The 22,357-nt window shown below is 29.3% G+C and carries 24 protein-coding genes; 11 read left to right on the top strand and 13 right to left on the bottom strand.

The genetic code is table 11. The features are described from left to right. Position 1: 1 nt before the first annotated feature. Positions 2-2,011 carry a CocE/NonD family hydrolase gene (locus tag CD56_RS04775; protein ID WP_047208354.1) on the bottom strand — a complete coding sequence of 670 codons (2,010 nt, stop codon included), beginning with the start codon at positions 2,009-2,011 and terminating at the stop codon, positions 2-4. Then, a complete protein-coding gene (locus tag CD56_RS04780; protein WP_047208355.1) occupies positions 2,008-3,258 on the bottom strand; it encodes an MFS transporter in 1,251 nt (416 codons plus the stop codon). Before CD56_RS04780 ends, CD56_RS04775 begins: the two co-directional genes overlap by 4 nt. 251 nt (positions 3,259-3,509) lie before the next feature. Between CD56_RS04780 and CD56_RS04785 the strand changes: the two genes are divergently transcribed. The 7 genes from CD56_RS04785 to mnmH are packed head-to-tail and all read left to right on the top strand — an operon-like array spanning position 3,510 to position 8,763. Continuing rightward, on the top strand, positions 3,510-4,454 hold the full coding sequence (locus CD56_RS04785) for an NAD(P)-binding domain-containing protein (protein ID WP_047208356.1): 945 nt from the start codon (positions 3,510-3,512) through the stop codon (positions 4,452-4,454). Next, entirely contained in the window at positions 4,448-5,140 is a 693-nt protein-coding gene (locus CD56_RS04790; RefSeq protein WP_047208357.1) for a tRNA1(Val) (adenine(37)-N6)-methyltransferase, read from the top strand. The genes CD56_RS04785 and CD56_RS04790 overlap by 7 nt, the downstream gene beginning before the upstream one ends. After that, on the top strand, positions 5,130-5,501 hold the full coding sequence (locus tag CD56_RS04795; protein ID WP_047208358.1) for a YkgJ family cysteine cluster protein: 372 nt from the start codon (positions 5,130-5,132) through the stop codon (positions 5,499-5,501). The genes CD56_RS04790 and CD56_RS04795 overlap by 11 nt, the downstream gene beginning before the upstream one ends. After that, the gene (locus tag CD56_RS04800; protein ID WP_047208359.1) at positions 5,477-6,712 is read left to right on the top strand and encodes a tetratricopeptide repeat protein; all 1,236 of its coding nucleotides are present in this window, start codon (positions 5,477-5,479) and stop codon (positions 6,710-6,712) included. Before CD56_RS04795 ends, CD56_RS04800 begins: the two co-directional genes overlap by 25 nt. Then, the gene (locus CD56_RS04805; RefSeq protein WP_052768378.1) at positions 6,697-7,299 is read left to right on the top strand and encodes a beta/alpha barrel domain-containing protein; all 603 of its coding nucleotides are present in this window, start codon (positions 6,697-6,699) and stop codon (positions 7,297-7,299) included. Before CD56_RS04800 ends, CD56_RS04805 begins: the two co-directional genes overlap by 16 nt. Continuing rightward, positions 7,299-7,787 carry an HIT family protein gene (locus CD56_RS04810; protein WP_047208360.1) on the top strand — a complete coding sequence of 163 codons (489 nt, stop codon included), beginning with the start codon at positions 7,299-7,301 and terminating at the stop codon, positions 7,785-7,787. Before CD56_RS04805 ends, CD56_RS04810 begins: the two co-directional genes overlap by 1 nt. Beyond that, positions 7,780-8,763, top strand: coding sequence for a tRNA 2-selenouridine(34) synthase MnmH (gene mnmH / locus CD56_RS04815; RefSeq protein WP_047208361.1), 984 nt, complete (start codon positions 7,780-7,782; stop codon positions 8,761-8,763). The genes CD56_RS04810 and mnmH overlap by 8 nt, the downstream gene beginning before the upstream one ends. On the opposite strand, the gene CD56_RS04820 is transcribed toward mnmH, so the two are convergent. The 3 genes from CD56_RS04820 to CD56_RS04830 are packed head-to-tail and all read right to left on the bottom strand — an operon-like array spanning position 8,758 to position 12,189. Further along, a complete protein-coding gene (locus CD56_RS04820) occupies positions 8,758-10,278 on the bottom strand; it encodes an inorganic phosphate transporter (protein ID WP_039628409.1) in 1,521 nt (506 codons plus the stop codon). The genes mnmH and CD56_RS04820 overlap by 6 nt on opposite strands. A gap of 46 nt (positions 10,279-10,324) precedes the next feature. Further along, a complete protein-coding gene (gene pdxA / locus CD56_RS04825) occupies positions 10,325-11,425 on the bottom strand; it encodes a 4-hydroxythreonine-4-phosphate dehydrogenase (protein ID WP_047208362.1) in 1,101 nt (366 codons plus the stop codon). Next, the gene (locus tag CD56_RS04830) at positions 11,422-12,189 is read right to left on the bottom strand and encodes a pyridoxine 5'-phosphate synthase (protein WP_047208363.1); all 768 of its coding nucleotides are present in this window, start codon (positions 12,187-12,189) and stop codon (positions 11,422-11,424) included. Before CD56_RS04830 ends, pdxA begins: the two co-directional genes overlap by 4 nt. Before the next feature lie 55 nt (positions 12,190-12,244). On the opposite strand from CD56_RS04830, the gene CD56_RS04835 reads away from it, so the two are divergent. From CD56_RS04835 to CD56_RS04845, 3 genes are read left to right on the top strand one after another with little or no spacing between them, the layout of a single operon-like run. After that, positions 12,245-13,204 carry a Ppx/GppA phosphatase family protein gene (locus tag CD56_RS04835; RefSeq protein ID WP_047208364.1) on the top strand — a complete coding sequence of 320 codons (960 nt, stop codon included), beginning with the start codon at positions 12,245-12,247 and terminating at the stop codon, positions 13,202-13,204. Positions 13,205-13,214: 10 nt separating this feature from the next. After that, the gene (locus CD56_RS04840) at positions 13,215-13,658 is read left to right on the top strand and encodes a GatB/YqeY domain-containing protein (protein WP_039618486.1); all 444 of its coding nucleotides are present in this window, start codon (positions 13,215-13,217) and stop codon (positions 13,656-13,658) included. Further along, positions 13,655-14,308: a DNA/RNA non-specific endonuclease gene (locus CD56_RS04845; RefSeq protein ID WP_047208365.1), complete on the top strand. Its 654-nt coding sequence runs from the start codon at positions 13,655-13,657 to the stop codon at positions 14,306-14,308. Before CD56_RS04840 ends, CD56_RS04845 begins: the two co-directional genes overlap by 4 nt. 31 nt (positions 14,309-14,339) lie before the next feature. Here CD56_RS04845 and dnaK read toward each other — a convergent pair whose 3' ends face one another. Genes dnaK through CD56_RS04860 form a run of 3 tightly spaced genes read right to left on the bottom strand, consistent with a single transcriptional unit; the run spans position 14,340 to position 17,513 of the window. Further along, positions 14,340-16,202, bottom strand: a complete 1,863-nt coding sequence (dnaK, locus tag CD56_RS04850) for a molecular chaperone DnaK (RefSeq protein WP_039641669.1) — start codon at positions 16,200-16,202, stop codon at positions 14,340-14,342. 22 nt (positions 16,203-16,224) lie between these two features. Next, positions 16,225-16,734 (bottom strand): nucleotide exchange factor GrpE, encoded by a 510-nt coding sequence (gene grpE / locus CD56_RS04855; protein ID WP_039628416.1) that lies wholly within the window; start codon positions 16,732-16,734, stop codon positions 16,225-16,227. Then, positions 16,731-17,513, bottom strand: a complete 783-nt coding sequence (locus CD56_RS04860) for an HrcA family transcriptional regulator (RefSeq protein ID WP_047208366.1) — start codon at positions 17,511-17,513, stop codon at positions 16,731-16,733. Before CD56_RS04860 ends, grpE begins: the two co-directional genes overlap by 4 nt. 238 nt (positions 17,514-17,751) lie before the next feature. Here CD56_RS04860 and CD56_RS08460 point away from each other — a divergent pair, with 238 nt between their 5' ends. Beyond that, a complete protein-coding gene (locus CD56_RS08460) occupies positions 17,752-17,883 on the top strand; it encodes a hypothetical protein (protein ID WP_256374638.1) in 132 nt (43 codons plus the stop codon). Here the strand turns inward: CD56_RS08460 and CD56_RS04865 are convergent. Genes CD56_RS04865 through CD56_RS04885 form a run of 5 tightly spaced genes read right to left on the bottom strand, consistent with a single transcriptional unit; the run spans position 17,872 to position 22,336 of the window. Beyond that, the gene (locus CD56_RS04865) at positions 17,872-18,501 is read right to left on the bottom strand and encodes a hypothetical protein (protein WP_047208367.1); all 630 of its coding nucleotides are present in this window, start codon (positions 18,499-18,501) and stop codon (positions 17,872-17,874) included. The two genes, CD56_RS08460 and CD56_RS04865, sit on opposite strands and share 12 nt — an antisense overlap. Beyond that, complete coding sequence (locus CD56_RS04870; RefSeq protein ID WP_047208368.1) at positions 18,498-18,734, bottom strand: hypothetical protein; 237 nt, start codon at positions 18,732-18,734, stop codon at positions 18,498-18,500. The genes CD56_RS04865 and CD56_RS04870 overlap by 4 nt, the downstream gene beginning before the upstream one ends. Then, the gene (locus tag CD56_RS04875; protein WP_039618500.1) at positions 18,718-19,770 is read right to left on the bottom strand and encodes a DHH family phosphoesterase; all 1,053 of its coding nucleotides are present in this window, start codon (positions 19,768-19,770) and stop codon (positions 18,718-18,720) included. The genes CD56_RS04870 and CD56_RS04875 overlap by 17 nt, the downstream gene beginning before the upstream one ends. A gap of 9 nt (positions 19,771-19,779) precedes the next feature. Further along, a complete protein-coding gene (gene flhA, locus CD56_RS04880; RefSeq protein ID WP_039618502.1) occupies positions 19,780-21,939 on the bottom strand; it encodes a flagellar biosynthesis protein FlhA in 2,160 nt (719 codons plus the stop codon). Continuing rightward, the gene (locus CD56_RS04885; RefSeq protein WP_039618504.1) at positions 21,932-22,336 is read right to left on the bottom strand and encodes an Rrf2 family transcriptional regulator; all 405 of its coding nucleotides are present in this window, start codon (positions 22,334-22,336) and stop codon (positions 21,932-21,934) included. Before CD56_RS04885 ends, flhA begins: the two co-directional genes overlap by 8 nt. Between the last annotated feature and the right edge of the window lie 21 nt (positions 22,337-22,357).

The following is a 22,357-nucleotide window of genomic DNA, read 5'->3' on the forward strand; positions in this document are numbered from 1 at the left end:
TTTACAAACTATTTCTTTTAGTTTTATAATTATATTTTTTATCAAAAACAAGCTTGTCGTTTTCTTTGACTGCTATTTTTCCTTTAATATAAAAATACTCCAAATCACTAGTTTGTGTTAAGATTATATCAGCCTCCATCATACAACCCTCGCGTCCTATTTGCATTGTTTGAGTAATAGTATACTCTGCGCTTAATGGGTTTTCATTTTGAAGTTTTAATTCTCTTTTTAAATTGTGCTTTACTAAAACATCAACCTCATCAAATCTATAAACACCTTCTCCAAAAACTCCACCAACACCATCTGTAATACAAGTCCAAGTATCATTTAAAATATCATAAGAAATGCTTCTATCTACCCTACCTTCTTCTAAAAGTGTTATTGGAGTTAAAGGAGCACTTTGTGGTTGCATATTGATTTTATCGCTATCTTGACCACTAAAACATGGTAAATTAAATTCACACTCATTTAGATCTAAAGTTAATGTTGAAATTTTTGGCATAGGCCAAAACATAGGCCAAAAAGAATTAGCTAATGATAATCTTATCTTAGAACCCTTAGCAAATCTATATCCACAAGCATCAAGTTTGATTTGCTTTTGGATAAATTCATCTTTTTTTAAAGGTACAAATTGCTCTTTATCATCACTTAATGCAAGATTGATCACTCCATAACTTACTCTTTTTACAAAACCATCAGCTCTAACTTCACTAAGCTGAGCAAAGAGCATAGCTTTTTCTTGATCACTTGCAATTTTTACATTTAAAACTGGAAAACCCAAAATATCTAAATCTTGTTCTAAAAAATCACTTTCAAAAACAACCGCCATCCCATCATCTAGCCTTTGGTCGCTAGGACTTTCTCCTAAAACACCAGCTCCCATCCACTCTCCTGATAAAAGCCCATGATTTAATGGAGTGTTAATTTTGATAAATTCACTTGATTTTTTGCATGTTAGTTTATACGGATTTAAATAGTATTTTTTATAGTTAATATCATTTTTAAAATCATTTAAAGCAACAAAACGACCTTCTACTTTCTCTGTTTTTGAATTTGGCTTAGAACTATTTTCAATATATGCTTGTATCATAGGAGCTTCAAGCACATCATTTTCTTCATTTTTAAGCCATTTGTCCCACCATTTAAGTGCTTCTTGTAAAAAGCCCATTGCAGGTAAAGGAGATCCATCATGAGGATAAACATGAGCCCAAGGACCAACAATAGCTTTTTTTGGAACTTTCAAAGCATTCATTAGAGTAAAAACAGGATTAGTATAAGAATCAGCCCACCCATCTAATGCAAAAACAGGAACTTGTATATCATCATAATTTTCTCCAACAGATCCATGCTTCCAATAATCATCTTTTAAAGTATGCTCAAGCCATAATATGGGCCATAAAGGCATATTCTCAAGCCTATTGAGCCATTTATTTCTACCATTTGGATCAATTTTTGGATCAACAAAACGTGATTGATATGCAAGCATGATATTACCCCACCAAAAATTATCATTAAGCAAACATCCACCTTTATAATGAATATCTTCATTAAATCTATCATCAGTAAAACCTACTACTATAATAGCTTTTAAATTTTTAGGTTTTCTTGCTGCAACTTGTAAAGAATTAAATCCACCCCAAGATTTACCCATCATACCAATATTCCCATCACACCATTCTTGCTTTGCTATCCACTCAATAACTTCTAATGCATCATCTTGTTCTTGCTTTAAATATTCATCTTCTAATAAACCATCAGATTCCCCACTTCCTCTAATATCAACTCTAACAACCGCATAGCCATTACCGCTAAAATATCCATGCATAGGCTCATCTCTACCTCTTGTTCCATCATTTTTTCTATAAGGAATGTATTCTAATATAGCAGGAACTTTTTCTTTTACCTGAGGAAGCCAAATTCGTGATGAAAGCTTGGTGCCATCTTTTAAAACTATCCATTCATTTTCTATCACTTTAACCTTGTTTTTAAAATCAAGAATAATTTCTTTCATTTCATCTCCTTTTTATTGTATTTTTTAATCCAAATCAAACAAAACATTACACCCAAAATAGCCATAGCTACCATAATAGTAAAATATATATGAAAACCTTTTACACCTGGATATCTATCTAATAAATCTCCAGCAAGCAAAGGTGCAAAAACCTCAGGTAAATATCCAAAAGTAGATACAATACCTATGGCCATACCTGCTAAATGAATAGGAATTTTTCCCTCACTAAGTAAAGAATAATAAATTCCAAAATTAGAATACATAGCTACATAAATTACCACACAAGCAGAAGTTAAAACACTCATTTGCAAAAATCCATTTAATTTTGAACTAAGCATTAAAAAAATAACACCAATTCCCATTAAAATAAAGCCTATCATCATTATTTTAGCCTTTCCATATCCATCTGCTATAAACCCACCTACCACAGAAGAAACAGGACGAATGTATTGAGCTAATACTGTTAAAATAGCTGCAAAAACAGCAGAAGCTCCTATCACATTACTTGCATAAGGAGTAAAATAATAAAAGCTCATATTAAAAAAATAGGTACAAAAAGTAATAGCAACCACAAGCCAAAGAGCAGAATTTTTTAAAAGAAAAACTAAATCTTTGATTTTAATCTTCTCACTTTGTTCATTAACCTCATCTTTTAAAAGAAAAAATAATAAAACAGCACTTGCAATAGGAGCTATAGAATAAAAAATAATAACCATTTCTATACCTTGTGCGGCTAAAGCTTTTGTTTGAAAATATCCAAAAATACTTGTAGCTATAGCCAAATGCGCAGCACCAACAACACCTCTACCACCTTCAAAAATTCCATAAGCTTTTGCTTGCTCTTTAGAATTTGCCAAGCTTCTTACTATTTTCATCAAAGAAGGCCAAAAAGTTAATAATGAAGTAATCCCCCAAATTCCATAAATAATCAAAAGTGCATTTAAAGAAGTAAAATATAAGTGCAACAAACCACCAAGCCCTGTAGCAATTAAAGAAAAAATCAATAATTTTTTTGGCGCAAAACGATCTGCTAAATACCCTCCTAAGGCATAAGAAAACAAACCAAGCAATCCATAAGCACTACCCAAAAGCCCCATTTCAAAATTATTTAAATGATAAAGACTCATATAATCATCATAATAATATTTTCTAAAATAAGGCAAACCGTAAATAATAGATCCACAAAAAGATAACAGTAAAAGTGTAAAAAAGTTATTTTTTAAACTTTGCTTTTCATTTTGATACATCAATCAACCTCCTTTTTTATACTATATATGATTTTTTTATTTTTTTATTCAAAAATAAATATTTTTAGACAAAAAATAAAAATTGATATATTTTTTTACACATTTAAGATATTTTTTATAAAAAATTATTAATCAAATAAAATATAATTGTGATAAAAATTCTATGAAATATAAAAATTATCCATAATTTTTATATTTCATTATCATTTTTTTGATACATTTACACATTAAAAATATTAAAAAGGGAAATAATGAAAATTTTTGATATGGTAGTTATTGGTGCTGGTCCTGCAGGTATTGCAGCAGGAGTAGAAGCTAAAATAAAAAATAAAGAAGTTATTGTTTTAGAAAAAGCTGATGCGATTTGTCAAACCTTAGTAAAATTTTACAAAGAAGGTAAAAGAGTAGACAAAGCTTATAAAGGTTGTGATAGCACAAATCACGGACATATAAATTTTGAAGATGGAACTAGAGAAAGTACGATAGAAACTTTCCAAAATGCCATTAAAGAGCACAATCTTGAAGTAAAGCTTTCTAGTGAAGTTGAAAGTGTTAAAAAAGATGGAGAAAATTTCATCGTTAGCACTGCAAATGAAAATTATATTTGTAAAAATGCAGTTATTGCCATAGGTAGAATGGGTAAGCCAAATAAGCCAAGCTATACTTTACCTATAACTTTAACTAAAATCATCAATTTTAATGCAAATTCAGCAAGCCAAGGTGAAAAAATCTTAGTTGTAGGTGGTGGAAATTCAGCAGCAGAATACGCTATAGATTTAGCTAAAAATAACGATGTGACGCTTTGCTATAGAAGAGAAACCTTCTCAAGATTAAACGATATTAATCTAGAAGATATTCAAAAAGCTTTTGAACAAGGTAGTGTAAAAGCAAAACTTGGCATAGATATAACTAATATTGAAGATGAAGGCGGTAAAGCTAAAGTAAATTTCACTAACGACACAAATGAAATTTATGATCGTATTATTTATGCTATTGGGGGTTCAACTCCACTTGATTTCTTACAAAAATGCTCTATAGAAGTTGATGAAAAAGGCGTGCCAAGCTTTGATGAAAATAAAGAAAGCAATGTAAAAGGATTATTTGTAGCAGGCGATATAGCGAGTAAAAACGGAGCTTCTATTGTAGTAGGTTTAAATGATTCATTTAAAATCTGCGATCATCTTTATAAATGCTAAAACTCTTTCAATATTCAAAAGGCTATCGCTATAATAACGATAGTCTTTTACTTTTTGACTTTTTATCTAAATATAATTTAAAAGGAAATATCCTTGATATAGGATGCGGATGTGGAATTTTAGGACTTTTGATAAAGCAAAAATTTCCAAATTCAAAAGTTTATCTACTAGATATCCAAGAGCAAAATATCAAACTAAGTTATAAAAATGCCAAAGAAAATAAACTTGAAATTCAAGGCATTTGCGAAGATTTTTTAAACTATAAAATTGATATAAAATTTGATTTTTTGATCTCTAATCCTCCATTTTATAAAAAAAATACACAAAAAAGCCAAGATTTGCATTTATGTATATCAAGATATCAAGAATTTATGCCACTTGAGAAGATGCTTGCTAAAATAAATACTTTAATCAAACCAAATGGTAGTTTTTTTATGTGTTATGAGGCAAGTTTTTTGGATGAAATTTGCGCTTATTTAAAACAATTTAAATTAAAACTAGTTTCACTTCAATGTGTTCATACTAATGCACAAACTAACGCAAGACTTGTTTTAATGCATATTAAAAAAAATAGCAAAAGTCCTTGCGCGATAATGCCTACACTTTTTATGTATGAAAATGATGTTTTAAATCCAAAAATTAGTGAAATTTATGAAAATACAGGAACTGTAAGCTATGATGTGTGAAAAAGGTTTTGATTATTCTTTTGATGAAAGTGCTTGTGAAAAATGCGGCGGGAAGTGTTGCACTGGAGAAAGTGGGTATATCTATGCTAGCAAAGAAGAACTAGAAGCTATTGCTAGTTTTTTAAATTTAAGCTTTGAAGTATTTAAAGAGCAATACCTCATCAAAGTTGGGTTTAAATATAGCTTTAAAGAAGCAAAGTATGAAAATGGCTATCGTTGTATTTTTTTTGATACAATGTATAAAAAATGTTTAATTTACAAGCATAGACCAAAACAATGTAGAACTTTTCCATTTTGGGAGTATTTTAAAACACACAAAGAGGAGTTAAAAAAAGAATGTATAGGGGTTTGCTTTCACTAATTATAGTTTTTATCTTAACAAGCCTTGCTTTAGCTAAAGGTGAAGATAAAATCCTACAAGCACTTATTTATGAAGAGCATGGACAATTTCAAAAAGCATGTGATATTTATACAAATTTATTTCATGAAAATAATGAAAGTATTTATTTGCAAAAGGCTTTACTTTTAGCTTTAAGTGCTAATTTAAAACAAAAAGACGAGCTTTTAAAAGCTTCTAAAGACTTTTTAGAACACACAGCTATTGCAAGATTAAATGCTTTATATTTTTTTGAAATAGGAGATTATAAACAAGCTGAAGCTATACTTTATAAACTCATTAAAGAAGAACAAGATTATAGAAATTATGAAATATTAGGCGATATTTTTGCTAAAAAAGCTTTATATACTAAAGCTTTAGAGCAATATAATCTTGCTTATAAACTTTTTGAACATGAAAATTTATTGCTTAAAATAGTTGAAGTTAATATCAAAAATAAAAATATCAACCAAGCCAAAAAAGCTTTAGAAGAATTTGTAAAAAACTCACACTGTACCCTTAAAACGTGCACCCTACTTTTAAAAATTTATCAAGAACAAAAAGATTATAAAGCAAGCATCCAAACCCTTGAAAAGCTATATAAACTCAACAATGATATTAAATATATATATGCTATGATAGAATTACTAATACAAGAAAAAAATTATACTCAGGCTCTAAATTTAACCCAAAAATATAACATAGATCCTGATACTAAAATTTTCTTATACACACAAACAAAAGATTATGAAAAAGCTTATGAAATAGCTTTAAAACATTATGAACTTAGCAAAGATAAAAAATATCTTTCTATGGCAGGTGTTTTAGAATTTGAAATTCATATGGATCCTAAAAGTAAAAAAGTCACGGACCCAAAAATTCTAGCCTCTATCATGAAAAAATTTGAACAAAGCGTAGATGTGCGCAGTGATGCTTTATATCAAAACTACTATGGCTATGCTTTAATTGAATATGATATTGATATAGCCAAAGGTATAGAGTTAGTAGGCTGGGCGCTTGAACAAGAACCACAAAATCTTTACTATCTTGATTCTTTGGCTTGGGGGTATTATAAACTTAAAGATTGCAAAAAGGCTTATGAAATTTTGCAAAAAACACTGCATGATAAAGAATTTTCAAGCTCAGATGAAAGTAAAGAACATTTAAAGGCCATCGAAAAATGTTTAAAGCAATAGATTTAAAAAATCATTTTTCAAAAACACAAAAAATTCTTGAAAGTAAAAAAGAAATTTTTCCTTATGATATGTTAGGCAGAAGTCTAGCTTCTAATGCCTTTTATCCTAAAGATATTTACACACTTTTACTTGAAGGAAAACTTTCGCATTTTTTATATTCTAAAGATTTAAATTTTGATCATGAAAATTTTGATGCCATCATCTTACCAACAAGCCCTTTGCTTAACCAAGACATACAAAATTTAAGCCTTTTTAGGCGTTATCATGAAAAACCTATTGTGCAATTTGATTTTATTTTTGATGAATATCAAATTTTAGAAAGCTTAGTATATGGGGCTGATGCATTTATTGTATTTCCTAAAATGCTAAAAACCATGCAACTAAAAAAACTTTATAATTTTGCAATACACCTTGGTTTAGAAGCCATTTTTTACCTTGAAAGCAAAAGTGATCTTAATAATGCTATTTTAGCTGGAGCTAGAATTTTTTTACTAGAAGATGAAAAGCTATTACCTTTGATACCAAAAAATAAAGCTCTTATAAGTAAAAATATTAAAAATCTACATGCTTGCATAAAGGAGAGTTGATGGAGTATTTATACGCACCTTGGAGGGATGTATATTTTAACAATAAAGATAAAAATTTTTGCCCTTTTTGTCATTGTAAGCATGAACTTAATGAAGATGAAAAACTTGGGGTGATTTTTAGAGCTAAAGAATGTTTTGGCATTATGAATAAATACCCTTATAGTCCGGGTCATTTTATGATTATCCCTTATGAGCATTTAGAAAATATAGAAGATTTAAGCGCTGATACATGGCTAGAAATTAGCCATTTTGTACGTATTGGAGTTAAAATTTTAAAAGAAAACTTTCATGCTAAGGGTGTTAATATAGGTATGAATTTAGGCAGTGCAGCAGGAGCTGGCATAGCACCGCATTGTCATTATCATTTAATCCCAAGATGGCAAGGCGATACAAATTTTATCACTACCATAGGACAAACTAGAGTTTGTGGGAGTGATTTAGAAAAAGTTTATACCACCTTATGTAAAGCTTTTAAAGACTATGTATAAAGAAGTTGATTTTGAAAATTTTTTAAAATTTAATTTTGATCTTTTAATTGATGCAAGAAGCCCCAAAGAATACAAACTTGCTCATATAAAATCTGCACAAAATTACTACGCACTCAATGATAATGAATTTGAAGAAATAGGCACACTTTATAAGAAAAATAAAGGCTTAGCTAAAGCAAAAGGCGCAAGTTATATTTGTAAAAATATGAGTGAGCATATTAATAAAATTTATCAAAATTATAAAATAGGCTCTTTGGTGGGAATTTATTGCGCAAGAGGTGGTAAAAGATCAAAAGCCATTGCTTTAATCTTAGCTGAACTTGGTTATAGGGTTGTAAGATTAGAAGGTGGATACAAAGCTTATAGAAGTTATGTGAGTGAGTTTTTTAGAAAAGATTTAAATATTGAGTTTTTATGTCTTTGTGGTAATACAGCAAGTGGCAAAAGTGATTTAATCCAAACTTTAGATAATGCTTTAAATTTAGAAAAACTAGCCAACCACCAAGGATCAAGTTTTGGTAAAATTTATGGAGAACAACCGAGTCAAAAAGCTTTTGAAGATGAATTGTTTTATTTTTTAAAAGATTATACTTATAAAACTTGTTTTATAGAAGCTGAAAGCAGACAAATTGGAAATTTAACTATCCCGCTAAATTTATACAATAGCATGCAAAAAGCTAAGAAAATTTGGTGTGAGTGTGATATGAATTTACGCATTCAAAGAGTTTTGAAAAACTATACTCCAATGGATAAAAAAGTATTTTATCAATGTGTTGAAAAAATATCACCTTATATCAGCAAGGATTTTAAATTAAGACTTTGTCAAAATTATGAAGAAAATAATTTAGAACTTTGTGTAAAAATGCTTTTTGAATATTATGATAAAGTATATAAAAAACCCGTAAAAATTGATTATTTTATCAATAGTTCTAATTTAAATGAGGCTAAAAAATATCTTATGAGTTTAAACTCATAAGATTGTATTTACAAAGATAATAAAAATAATACTTGAAAGAATTCCAGCAACTGGTAAGGTAATCACCCATGCTAAACCAATAGGTTTCATCATAGCCCATTTAGCATCTTTATTAAATACCCCTATACCTAAAATTGCACCAATTAAAATATGGGTTGAGCTAACTGGGATTCCAAGCTGGGTAGCTAAAAGTATAACAATACTTGCACCAAGTTCAGCGCTAAAGCCTGTTGTTGGTTTAATTTCAGCAAGTTTTGAACCCACAGTTTGAATAACTTCTTTACCTAAAAACCAAAGCCCAATAACTAAAGCTATACCAAACATAAGCATTACAGCAAAAGGCACTGGTGAGCTAGGATTAATGGTGTTATTTTTAAGTACATCTAAAATAGCAGCAAATGGCCCAAGAGCGTTAGCTATATCATTAGCTCCATGTGAAAAAGCAAAACTTGAAGCAGTAAAAATTTGAAACCATGAAAAAATCTTTTCTATGGTCTTATTAACCTGAGTTTTTTTCATCAACCTCACGACTGCTAAAGTAACAATATAAGCAAAAATAGAAATAATCGAAACTATCCATAAATTTTGCATTACATCTAAAGTAGAAACATTATTTAAACCCTTAAATAAAAACATAGAAGCAATAGTCAATGCACCTACACCTGCTATTAAAGGAACATGAAATTTCATTCTTGAGAAAACATCTATGTTTTTTTCTTTTTCTTTTAACTCTTTGATTTTTAACTTATATTCACTTCTTTTTTCATCATCATCTAAAACAATAGCACTAAGTTCTTTGATTTGCTCTTCTTGGCTTTTGTTTTTTAAATTTTTAAAATATTCTTCTTTAAATGCTTTTTTTTCTTTTTTGATTTCTTTTACCACAAGAGTTATTTCTTCTGATGGCTTTAGGATTTTTTTATAAATATAAGCATAAATTAAATACGCTACAAGCCCGCCAAGCAAAGGCGAAATAACCCAACTCATAGCTATTTTATAAATACCATTCCAATTTACCATAGATAATGCTTGATCTTGATCAAAAAATACAAAGCCCATAGCAATACTTGAACCTACAATACCTCCTATAATACTATGAGTAGTAGAAACTGGAAGTCCTTTTTTAGTTGCTACAAAAAGCCAAATTCCTGAACTTAGCAAAGCTGAGAGCATTACGCATACAAATACCATAGGATTAATCCCATCAGGTAAAACTACTATACCACTTCTTATAGTATTTGTTACTTCTCCTCCTGCAAATACAGCCCCACTTAATTCAAATACCGCTGCAATAATCAAAGCTTGTTTTATAGTAACTGTTTTAGCACCCACGCTAGTACCAAATGAATTTGCAACATCATTACCACCGACATTAAAGGCCATGAAAATACCAAATACGCTAGCAAGGATAAATAATATCATGGAATTATTAGGAATATAATTATACCCCCAAACAAAAAAGCATAAAACACTCACAATAAAAATAAAAAATGCAATAGCATTATCTTTACTCAAGCATTCTCCTTAAGAATTTATTTTAATGAATTAATTTTAGTAACTTTTACTTAGTTTTTTCTTTGATCTTTAAAAATTGCAAAGCAGATTTCACTGCTTGCATATAACTTTGTAAGTTTATTTTTTCATTTTTATAAGCCCTATCATAAGCTGTACCATGATCAACGCTAGTGCGAATTATAGGTAAATTTAAACTCACATTAATACTTTTTTCAAAATACAAAGCCTTTAAAGGTGCTAAGCCTACATCATGGTACATACTCACTAAATACTTACATTTACTTAGTGCAAAAGGAGTAAAAGCACTATCAGCCACTAAAGGCTCACTTAAATAAATATTTTCCTTATAAGAAAGTTCTTTTTCTTTTTGACTTAAAAAATCTTCATTTTCTAAATTTTGCAAATTTAACGTGTAATCTTTTAAAAATACATTTGCCATTCTTATAGCTTTTTTTATTTCCCGCTCTTCTTCTCCGCCTATTACGCCATTATCACTTGCATGAGGGTTAAAACTCAAAACTCCAATTTTCTCAAATAAAGTGCATTGATAAAAATTAATTAAAAATTGCGCAAGTTTGAAAGCCTTAATCTCTTTAAAAACATCTCTTAAAGCCATATGCTCAGTATATAAAGCCACAAAAAGCTCATCACACCCTAACATCATAATAGCATCTTGTTTGAAAAAATCTCTTAGTGCCTCAGTATGACCTTTATAGCTCACTCCCCCCATTTGCCAAGTCTTTTTATTAATCGGTAAAGTTACCAAAGCATCTAAAAACAAATGCGTGCAATAACTAGCCCCTTCAAAACTTAAAAAAGAATAAACCCCACTTTTAGCGTCTAAATTTGCAGGATTTAACTCAAAATCAAAATCAATACTTTTACTAGCTTGATATGAAAACTCATAAATTAAAAAATTTTCTTTTTCTTCTTTAAAACTAAATTGTGGTTTTGAAGCATTAGAAATTTCAACTAAATTGATTTTAGATTTAGGATTTATTTTCAAAAGCTTACTTGCTTTTTGAAATAATTCATAATGTACAAAATAATATGGCTCGCAAATTTTTACTAGCTCATCATGACAAGCTAATAAAATTTGCATACCTATGCCATTTAAATCCCCTATGCTAATAGCAATTTTTTTCATCTTTTAATCAAAGCTTTCATTTGCAATATAGCTTTTTCCAAGCCTACAAAAACCGATCTTGCTACTATACTTTGGCCTATATTTAACTCTTCTATTTCTAAAATATCTACAATATTTTTTACATTTTTATAATTAAGTCCATGTCCAGCTGCCACTCTTAAATTTAAACTCTTAGCCAAACTTGCACTTTGTTTTAGTCTTTGGAGTTCATTTTCTAAAAGCTTTTTGAGTTTATTTTTACTTAAAATTAATTCAGGTAATGCATAAGAAGTTTGATTGATATTAGTATATAATGCATTATAAATATTAGCATACAAGCCTGTATGAAGCTCTATAAAATCAGCATTTAGAGAAGATGATTTTTTAATATCTTCTAAATTTGGATCAATAAATAAAGAAACTTCGATTTGCTCTTGCTTTAAAGCATTAATAGCTTCTTGTAGTTTTTCATTATCTAAATTTAAACCACCTTCTGTTGTAAGTTCTTGTCTTTTTTCAGGCACTAAAGTAACGCGCGAGGGTTTGTATTTTAAAGCATATTCTATCATATCAATAGAGCATTCTAAATTCACTACACACTTGCAATATTTTAAGATATTTTCTAAATCAAACTCATTAGCATGGCGACGATCTTCTCTCACATGGATAGTGATTTGATCAGCTAAATTTGCACTCAAAAACGCAGCTTCAAGCAAATCAGGATCATTTACTTTTCTAGCTTCTCTTAAAACCGCTATATGATCGATATTAACCCCTAAAAGCATAAGTTTTCCTTATAAGTTTTTTGCTATTATACTTTAATTTTTTTAAGGAGAGCTAGTGTTAGGTATTGATATGGGTTCAAATACATTAAGAGCTGTTTTAATGGATGAGAATTTTAATAAATTAAAAAGCGAAGAATTTATCATAGGGGCAGCTAAAAATATGCAAAATGATATCATTAGTGATGAAGCCATAGAAAGAATTTTTAGCGCTTTAAAAATCTTAAAAGAAAAAAATTATGACTTAAGTCAAGCCAAAGCAGTCGCCACAGCTGCTTTTAGAAAAGCAAAAAATACTGAGTTTATTTTTGAAAAAATTCAAAAAGAATTTAAACTTGATGTAAAATTAATCGATGCAAAAACAGAAGCAAAACTAAGTATTTTAGGTATGCAAGAGCGTCTTAAAGCCCTTAAGCTTTTTAGAAAAGACCTAAACTATTGTGATTTAGGTGGTGCTTCTTGTGAAATTTCAAATGAAAAGTTTAGCAAAAGTTATGATTTTGGAATTATTAGTTTTTATGAAAGAATGCATTTTAAAGCTATAAAACCAAGTGCTTATGTAAGATTTTTTAAAAAATATCCACAAAATCTTATGCGTATTAAAGATGAAAAATTAAAAATTCATCTAAGCCCCTATCCTACGCATTTAAAACAACTTGCCTTAAAAGCTTTTAATCTTAGTAAAAATATAAAATTAAAAGGGAATTTTTTCATACTAAATTCAGGAGTACCCACCACACTTTGTGCTTATAAACAAAACATAAAATACAAAGATTACCTAGAAGAAAGTGTAAATGGTAAAATACTCAAACGCAAAGATTTTTTTGATTTTGCATTAAAAATTTGGAATTTAGAACAAGAAAAAGCTAAAATTTATCTTGGAGAAAATAGAAAAAAATACCTCATAGCAGGCTCAATGATACTTTTTGCTTTATTTAATAAGCAAAAGCTCATTGTGATTGATGATGGTGTTAGAGAAGGTGTGTGTATAGCACATTTTAAAAATATCAAATTTTAAAGGAGAAAAAATGAGTTTAAAAGATCAAATTTTAGAAGATATCAAAGAAGCTATGCGTAATAAAGATGATTTTAAAAGAAACACTTTAAGAACGCTTAATGCTAGCTTTAAACAAATAGAAGTTGATGAGAGAATTGCGCTTAGTGATGAAAGAATATACAAAATCATTGCGAGTGAGATTAAAAAACGAAATGAAGCAGCTTTGGCTTTTTCTAAAGGCTCTAGAGAAGATTTAGCACAAAAAGAACTCCAAGAAGTAGCTATTTTAAGTGCTTATTTGCCAAAACAACTTAGCGATGAGGAATTAGAAAGCGAGCTAAAAAAACTTATAGATAAATTACAAATTAGCTCTTTAAAAGAACAAGGTATTTTGATGAAAGAAGCTAAAGCAGCTTTTGGCGCAAGCGTTGATGGTAAAAGACTTAATGAAATGGTAAGAAAGCTTTTAGTATGAAAAAAGTTTTAACACTTTGCGCCTTAGCTTTAAGCTCTTTTGCTTATACTCAATATGAATTACATCCTAGCTTTAAAGCTTATTTTAAAGACTGTTCTTTATTGATGGATAAATATTATTATATTAATTGTTATGATTATAATTATAAAGGTACTAAGGCTATTGCTTATAAACTAGAGGCTAAAATTTTAAATCAAGGACACATCAAAAAACGCCCAAGATTTCAAGAAGATACCAATATACCTAAAAAATATAGAACTTATTGGGAGGATTATCTAAGAAGTGGTTATACAAGAGGGCATGTCGTGCCAAATCAATCCATGAATGCGACCCCACAAGCCCAACTTAGCACTTTTTTAATGAGCAACATAACTCCACAAAAAAAAGATATTAATGCAGAAATTTGGAATGAAATCGAACAAAGAGAAAGATATTTAGCAAAGAAAAATAAAGAATTAGAAGTCTTAAATTTAGTACTTTATGATGATAAGCCAAAACGCATTAAAAACAACATAGCCATTCCTAGTTTTTATGTCAAAATTCTTAAGGCTAAAAATTTCAGCGAATGTTATAAAGTGCCAAATAATGATAATTTTGCAAGATTTGATAGAAATTATTTTAAGGAAGATTGTAAAAAATATATTGATTAAACTAGAAGCAACAAGGCTTCTAGTTTAGTTTTTACTCAACTTCAGCATCGATTACATCATCGTCTTTTTTCTTTTGAGCGTTTGGTTCTTCTTTTTTGTACATATTTTCTGCTAATTTATGAGAAACTTCACTTAAAGCTTTCATTTTGCTTTCAATTTCTTCTTTAGAAGCATTGGCATTTTTCAATGTCTCTTTTAACTCATCTAAAGCTTTTTGAATATTTGCTTTATCATCATCACCTACTTTATCTCCAAGCTCACTTAAAGATTTTTCTACTTGATGTACTAAGCTATCAGCAGCATTTCTAGCTTCTACCGCTTCTTTGCGTTTTCTATCTTCTTCTTTGTGAAGCTCTGCATCTTTTACCATGTTGTTGATTTCTTCTTCACTTAATCCACTTGAGCCTGTGATTTTAATCTCTTGAGCTTTACCTGTAGCTTTATCTTTTGCACTAACTGTTAAAATACCATTTGCATCAATATCAAAAGTTACTTCAATTTGTGGCATACCGCGAGGTGCTGGTGGAATTCCTTCAAGATTGAAATTTCCTAAAGATTTATTATCACGGCTAAATTCTCTCTCACCTTGTAAAACATTGATAGTAACTGCGCTTTGGTTATCTTCAGCAGTTGAGAAAACTTGCTCTTTTTTAGTTGGTATAGTTGTACCTTTTTCGATGATTTTAGTCATCACCCCACCTAAAGTTTCAATACCCAAAGAAAGTGGAGTAACATCAAGCAATAATACATCTTTAACATCACCTTTAATAACCGCACCTTGAATTGCCGCACCTATTGCAACAACTTCATCAGGATTTACTGATTTATTAAGCTCTTTTCCAAAAGCTTTTTTAACTTCTTCTTGTACCAGTGGAACACGAGTAGAACCGCCCACCATAACGATTTCTTTTACTTCATTTTTGTCAAGCCCTGCATCTTTTACTACTTCGTTAATTTTACTAATAGTTTCAGCAACTAAACCATCAATCATACTTTCAAATTTAGCTCTTGTTAGAGTTTTAGTTAAGTGTTTTGGACCACTTGCATCAGCTGTGATAAATGGTAAGTTAATATTAGTTTCATTAGCTGAACTTAATTCTTTTTTAGCATTTTCAGCTGCTTCTTTTAATCTTTGTAAAGCCATTACATCGTTTTTAAGATCAATACCTGTTTCATCTTTAAACTCATTTGCTAAAAAGTCGATTAATTTATTATCAAAATCATCACCACCTAAAAATGCATTACCACCAGTTGCTAAAACTTCTACAACATTATCACCTGTTTCAAGCACAGTAACATCAAATGTACCACCACCTAAATCATAAACTACAATTTTTTCACTTTCTTTTTTATCAAGTCCGTAAGCCAAAGCTGCTGCAGTTGGTTCGTTGATAATTCTTAATACATTCAATCCTGCAATTTGCCCTGCTTCTTTTGTAGCTTTTCTTTGTGCATCATTAAAATACGCAGGAACAGTAATAACCGCATCTTCTACTTTTTCACCCAAGAAAGCCTCTGCATCTTCTTTTAATTTCATTAAAACTTTTGCTGAAATTTCTTGTGGAGTATAAATTTTACCTGCTATTTCAATCGCACAAGCTCCATTTCTTTCTGTAATATGATAAGGTAAGCGATTTTTAGCTTCTTTTGCTGCTTCTTCATTGATCATTAAACCCATAATTCTTTTTATAGAATAAATAGTTTTTTCAGGATTAGTCACAGCTTGACGCTTAGCGCTATCTCCAACTAAAACTTCTCCCTTATCTGTAAAAGCAACTACCGAAGGAGTAGTATTTTTACCTTCTTTATTTGGGATAACTTTACTCTCACCTCTTTCATACACACTCACACAAGAATTTGTTGTACCTAAATCTATACCTATAACTTTTGCCATTTTTAATCCTTTTTATTAAATTTTATTTTGCAACACTAACTTTTGCTGATCTAATCACTCTATCATTCATCATATAGCCCTTTTGTAAAATTTGGACGATATGATTGCTTTCATGATCAGCGCTTTCAACATGAAACATCGCTTCATGTAAATTTGGATCAAACTCACCATTTGCTTCTATAACTTTAACCATATGTTTTTCAAGTTTTTTCAAAAGCAAGTCTAAAGTGTTTTGAACCCCTTCTTTGATTTTTAAACTTAATTCATCATTAGCTTCTACATTAATAGCCGCCTCTAATGCATCAACTACATCAAGCAAATCTTTAGCAAAACTTTCATTTGCATAAATTGTTGCTGAAATTTTTTCTTTTTCCATTCTTTTTTTAATATTTTCAAATTCAGCATTTGCTCTTAAATAAGTATCTTTTAACTCATTATACTCTGCTTGAAGTTTTTCTAATTCATTGTTTTGATTTTCTGAATTTTCCACTGCTTCTTCTTGCATTTGCTCATTTTGCTTTTCTTCGCTCACGCAGCCTCCTTTATAATATTTAACATTGTTTTAAAATCAGAATACACACTACCGGCAAAAACTACATTAGATTCTTTACCTAAAAATGTACCCTTAAGCTTTAATCCCATAAAACCCTCTTCAAACAAAGGATCAAATTGCAATTTATCATTAAAATAAAATCCAATTTGAGGAGATAAAAGCTTAGCAAATTCATCATTTTGATAAATTTGATAAGCCTTGCTCTCATTATATCTATAATAAACCATAGCTTCTTTTAGCATAGCTATCTTCTCCAACAACTCTTTAAACTCAACTCTAAAAGCTAAATTTTCAATACTTTTTAGATCAAGTCCTACAAGTCTTTGCAAAAAAATAAAACTATCTTGACTAAATCTTAAAACCAACTCATTTTGTCCAAAATCAAGTATGATAAATTTATCATTAACCTTAGTAATATCTTGCAAAATAAGCTCATCGCCACCATAAACTAAGGTATAAATTTCAAACTTATCAAGCAAAAACTCTAACAAGGCAAGATCATTAATCACAATCTCATTTTCGCAAAGTTGCTCATACCAATAAGCCTTCATAGCACTAAAAGTTGGTATGCGACCACTGCTAATATGAAGTTGCGTTAATACACCTTCATCACTTAATTTTTTAAAATAAACTCTTATAGTAGAAGCAGGTATGCTAACTTTATGATTTAACTCATTAGAACCCACAGGATTATTACCCTCTAAATAGGTCTCAATGATGGTTTTTAAAATTAAATCTTTTTTACTATAAGACTTCACATAAAACCTTAGTTATTTATTTTAGCACTCAATGTTTTTAAGTGACAAAATAATTATACAACTTTAGTATAATAATGTCAAGTTATTTTTAAATAAAAATATTTAAAATTATTTAGTCTATATAACTAAAGTTTATTTAGCCATTTATATATAATATATAAAAACTTATTTTTCAGTTTTTTTAAAAGAAAAGATAATATAATTGCGTCTAGCAATATTTTTTAAAAGGTTTACAATAATGAAAAATCTTACTTTAAGAGAAAAGCAAGATCTTGAAGCTTATGTGTTTTCCAATATAGAAAGAAAAAAAATGGCTTTAAGTAGAATTTTAAAGTTGTATTATTTAAGATTTTTTAGATTAGTTTTTTAATTTATATTTTCTCATACCCTCTTTTGTGAAAGATAAGTCTTTAAAATCAGGGGATGAGATTAACTCCATACAAGTTTTATCCAAATTTTCCATTCCGCTTACTTGCATACTAGCTTGCAAATTTTCATCTAAATATAAATCAAAAATTACACAAGCTTGATTATTAACCTTGTAAAGAATTTTTCCACCTTTTTTCTCATCTAGTTCATACGCTTGAAGTTTATCATTTTTACTCATTTTCTTAATTTCTTTTGCAAAAGATTGATGTAAGGTATAATAAATCATAAAATCACGCATAATATTTTTAATATCAGCAATTTCTTTTCTTAGTTTTGATAAATCTTTAGCGTATAAACTTATAAATTGCGTATTTAAGTATTCATTTAGACTTTTTTCGTTTAAATTTTCACACAATGGATAAATTTTAACCACGAAAGCCTTATTTTTAGCAAGCACTATATCCACACAAGCTTGTTTGTTTTGTTTGTATTCTAAAAATAAAGCTTGACTTGAGCTTAAATTTAGCGTGTTTTGTTTATTGTAAGCAAAATCACTTAAATCTTCATAGATATTTGCATAAGAAAAAATTCCCATAAAAAGCAATAATAAAATTTTCATTCAAATAAATCTTTATGATGATTTTTTAAGTACTCTACTACTTCTAAGATCTCATCAACTCCTTCTTTTTGAGTATTTTGACAAACCTCATCAATACAATCAATATAAAGTCCAATTGCTTTTTCTAATTTTGCTCTTTTTACCCCAGCAAACAAAAGCATTGCCTCTAAAACTATGCTTAATTCATATTGTAAATTTTCTATTTCTTCTTTAAATTCATGATTTGTTTTCATTATTTTCCTTTAATTCTTTGCTTTTAATCAAATCTACAAATTGTGCTTTTATGAAATCATAATTAGAGCTATCTTTATACGCAGCAAATAATCCACCGCTAGCATTTTTATGCCCTCCCCCATTAACCAAGCTTTTAGCCATCAAACTCACATCGATTTTATTGTTTGCTCTAAAACTTAAGGTTTTTCTTGAACTAAGATCAACAAAAAAATCAAAATCAGGATTTTGCATTAAAAAATCATTTCCAATTACAGAAGTATTGCCTATATTTGAAGTTAATAAACCTTTACTTCCTTTATAAAATACACTAAATTTTTCCTTATTTACACTTAGTCTTTCTACCACAAATTTAGAAATTAAATTGCTTAAGGTGTCATCATTTTCTTTTTTAAAAAAAGATTTTTTTAAACCATGCAAATCATCATCTAAATTAATATGAGCATTTTTTTGGTGAATGTATTTTCTACAAACATCAAAAAGATAAAAAAGATATTTAATATTTTCTTGTGCAAACATTACTCTATTGATTTCTTTTGCTCCAGAAACCATACCAAGCAATACTTTTCCAAGTTCAAAATTCTCATCTTCACTTAACCAAATATCTACTGCATTTACCACATCTACAAATTCTGACAAAGCTTTATTTTCGCCATAACATTTACTAAAAAAATCATAAACAATCTTAGTAGCACATCTTTTATCATCTAAAAAATACCAAGGATATTTTTGCATACATTCTAAGCCACTTTGATGATGATCTAAAAGTAAAAGTTTGATTTTTTTACCTTCTATAGCTTTTTGAAAATCTTCACATTGACTTAAAGTTAAATTTAAATCTGTGATTAAAATCACAAATTCTTCATTAGGATTTTGCTTTAAATCTTCCTCTATATTTTTAAAAATCACATTAAAATTTTCATTAATCTCTTTACCATAATTAGAATTATAAAAATAACAATTCTTAAAATAAAAATCTAGCACATACTGACAAGCATAGCCATCTAAATCTGTATGTGAAAGATGATAAATTTTCATATTTTTCCTTTATAAATTATCAACTTTTATGATACCTTCTGTTTCAAATTTGGTATTTTCTGCAATCTCAGCAAAACTTAAAACTGTAATATTAATACCAAAATTAGAACAAATATCAGCAATAAATTTTCTAAGTTGTGGCTCAACACAAAGCAAGAAAGGTTTAATTCTTGTATTTGCCACACTTGCAAGTTCAGCTTTTAAAGCTTCTACTAAAGCACCAGTTTGAGCTACATTTATCATTAAATGATACGAACCATCTTTAAACTGCACATGCTCCATTAATTTTGCAGCCGCAGCTGCATCAAAAATATAAAAGCTAATTTGCCCTTTTTCATCCACATATAAATTTGTAATTGCTCTTGCTAAAGAGGCCCTTACATGCTCAATAATCATATCCAAACTCTTACTTACTTCAGCTATATCACTAATTGATTCTAAAATTGTAAGCATATCTTTAATAGGAATATGCTCTTTAAGTAAAGCTTTTAAAACTTTTTGGATTAAACCTATACTAGCAACTCTTAAACAATCATCTACTACGATAGGATAATCATTTTTGATTTTATCTAATAGATTTTGAACCTCTTGTTTAGTTAAAAGTTCTGAAGCATTAGCTTTTATAAGCTCACTCATATGGGTTGATATCACACTTGCTGGATCAATTACAATATAACCATTCAGTGTTGCCTCATCTTTTAAAGATGATTCTATCCACAAAGCATCAGAATTAAAAGCAGGTTCTTTAGTAGCTATACCTTCAATAGGTTCAGTGATAAAACCACTATCCATAGCCAGATATTTATCAGGATAAATTTCAGCACTAGCTATACCCACACCTTTGAGTTTAAAAGTATATTCATTAGGCTTTAATTGCAAATTATCTCTAATTCTAATTTTTGGCATTAAAAAGCCTAAGCTTTGAGCTATATTGCGTCTTGTTGATCTAATACGCTCTGTTAATTCACTTTCTGCTAATTTAATAAGTCCATAGCCTAATTCTAGTTCTAAAATTTCTAATTTTAAAATGTCTGTGATTTTGTTTTCTTCTTCTTTTAAAATTTCTTCCTCACTGCGTTTTTGAGGCTTAGCTTGCTCTTGTTCATCAGCTTCTTGGGATTTTTTAGCCGAAATTGTATTGATTTGAATTTTACCCTCTTGTACTTGTTTTATCATATAACCAAGTCCCAAAAACACTAAAGCCATAAAACCCAAAGAAAAGTGTGGTAAACCTGGAACTAAAGCAAAAATAAATAAAACAAAACCTACAATTAATAAGGTTTTATATTCCCCTAAAAGCTGATTAATAGAACCTTCAGCAAAATTATCCTCATCTTTACTAGCACGCGTGATGATAATTGCAGTTGCTGTTGAAGTTATAAGTCCAGGAATTTGAGAAACAAGTCCATCACCTATTGTTAATATAGTATAAGTTGAAGCACATTCTCCAAGCTCCATATCATGCTGAAAATAACCTATCATAAACCCACCAATTAAATTTACAATGGTGATAATAATCCCAGCAACAGCATCCCCTTTTATAAATTTAGAAGAACCATCCATCGCTCCATAAAAATTTGCTTCAGCTATGATTTCTTGGCGTCTTGCGCGTGCAGTTTTTTCATCAATCAAACCCGCATTTAAATCCGCATCAATAGCCATTTGCTTACCTGGCATTGCATCAAGAGTAAATCTTGCTTGAACCTCAGAAACCCTTGTACTACCTTTGGTTACAACCATAAAATTAATCAAAACCAAAATACAAAAAACAACCATACCTATAACATAATTACCACCAACAACAAATTCTCCAAAACTTGCCACTATATCACTAACAGCAGTTGGACCTTGATGACCCTCACTCAAAATCATACGCGTTGTAGCAATATTAAGTGAAAGCCTAAAAAGTGTGATGATCAAAATCAACGTTGGAAAAGTCGTTAAATCCGTAGGCTTTGGTATATACAAAGAAATTAAAATAATTAAAACTGAAATTGCAATACTTAAAGCAAGAAAAAAGTCTAAAACTATACTTGGTAAAGGTACTATAATAATTGCTAAAATTGCAATAATTACAGCTACTATGGTTAAACTTTTTGCCTTTAAAATAGGTGCAACAAGTGGAGCAACCCAAGGCAACACTAAGCTAAAAATATCTCTTTTAGCCATTATTTTGAATAATATCCTCTAAAGTGATAGAAACTAAAAAATCATCGATTTTGTTTTGAAGTTTCACCAAAACTGGCATAATTTTGCAATTATCCTCTTTTTGAGAAGGACAAATTCCATTACTACATTCAAAGACATTAATGGATTTTTTCTCTACGCTATTAATAATTTCTTTTAAGGTGTATTCACTTGGCTTTTTAACAAGCATAAATCCACCTTTAGCACCCTTATAAGATTTCAAAAGTGCGTCTTTAGCAAGAGCTTGTAAAATTTTTGCTAAAAAACTTTTAGGTATATCTAAGACATTTGACATGGTATCTACATCTTGTGGTTCTTGAGATTTTGCTATATGAATTAAAGACAATAAAGCATATTCGCTAGCTTTAGTAAATAACATTTGTTCCTTTCAAGTTATAAA

This window comes from Campylobacter lari (assembly GCF_001017575.1).
Taxonomy (GTDB): domain Bacteria; phylum Campylobacterota; class Campylobacteria; order Campylobacterales; family Campylobacteraceae; genus Campylobacter_D; species Campylobacter_D lari_C.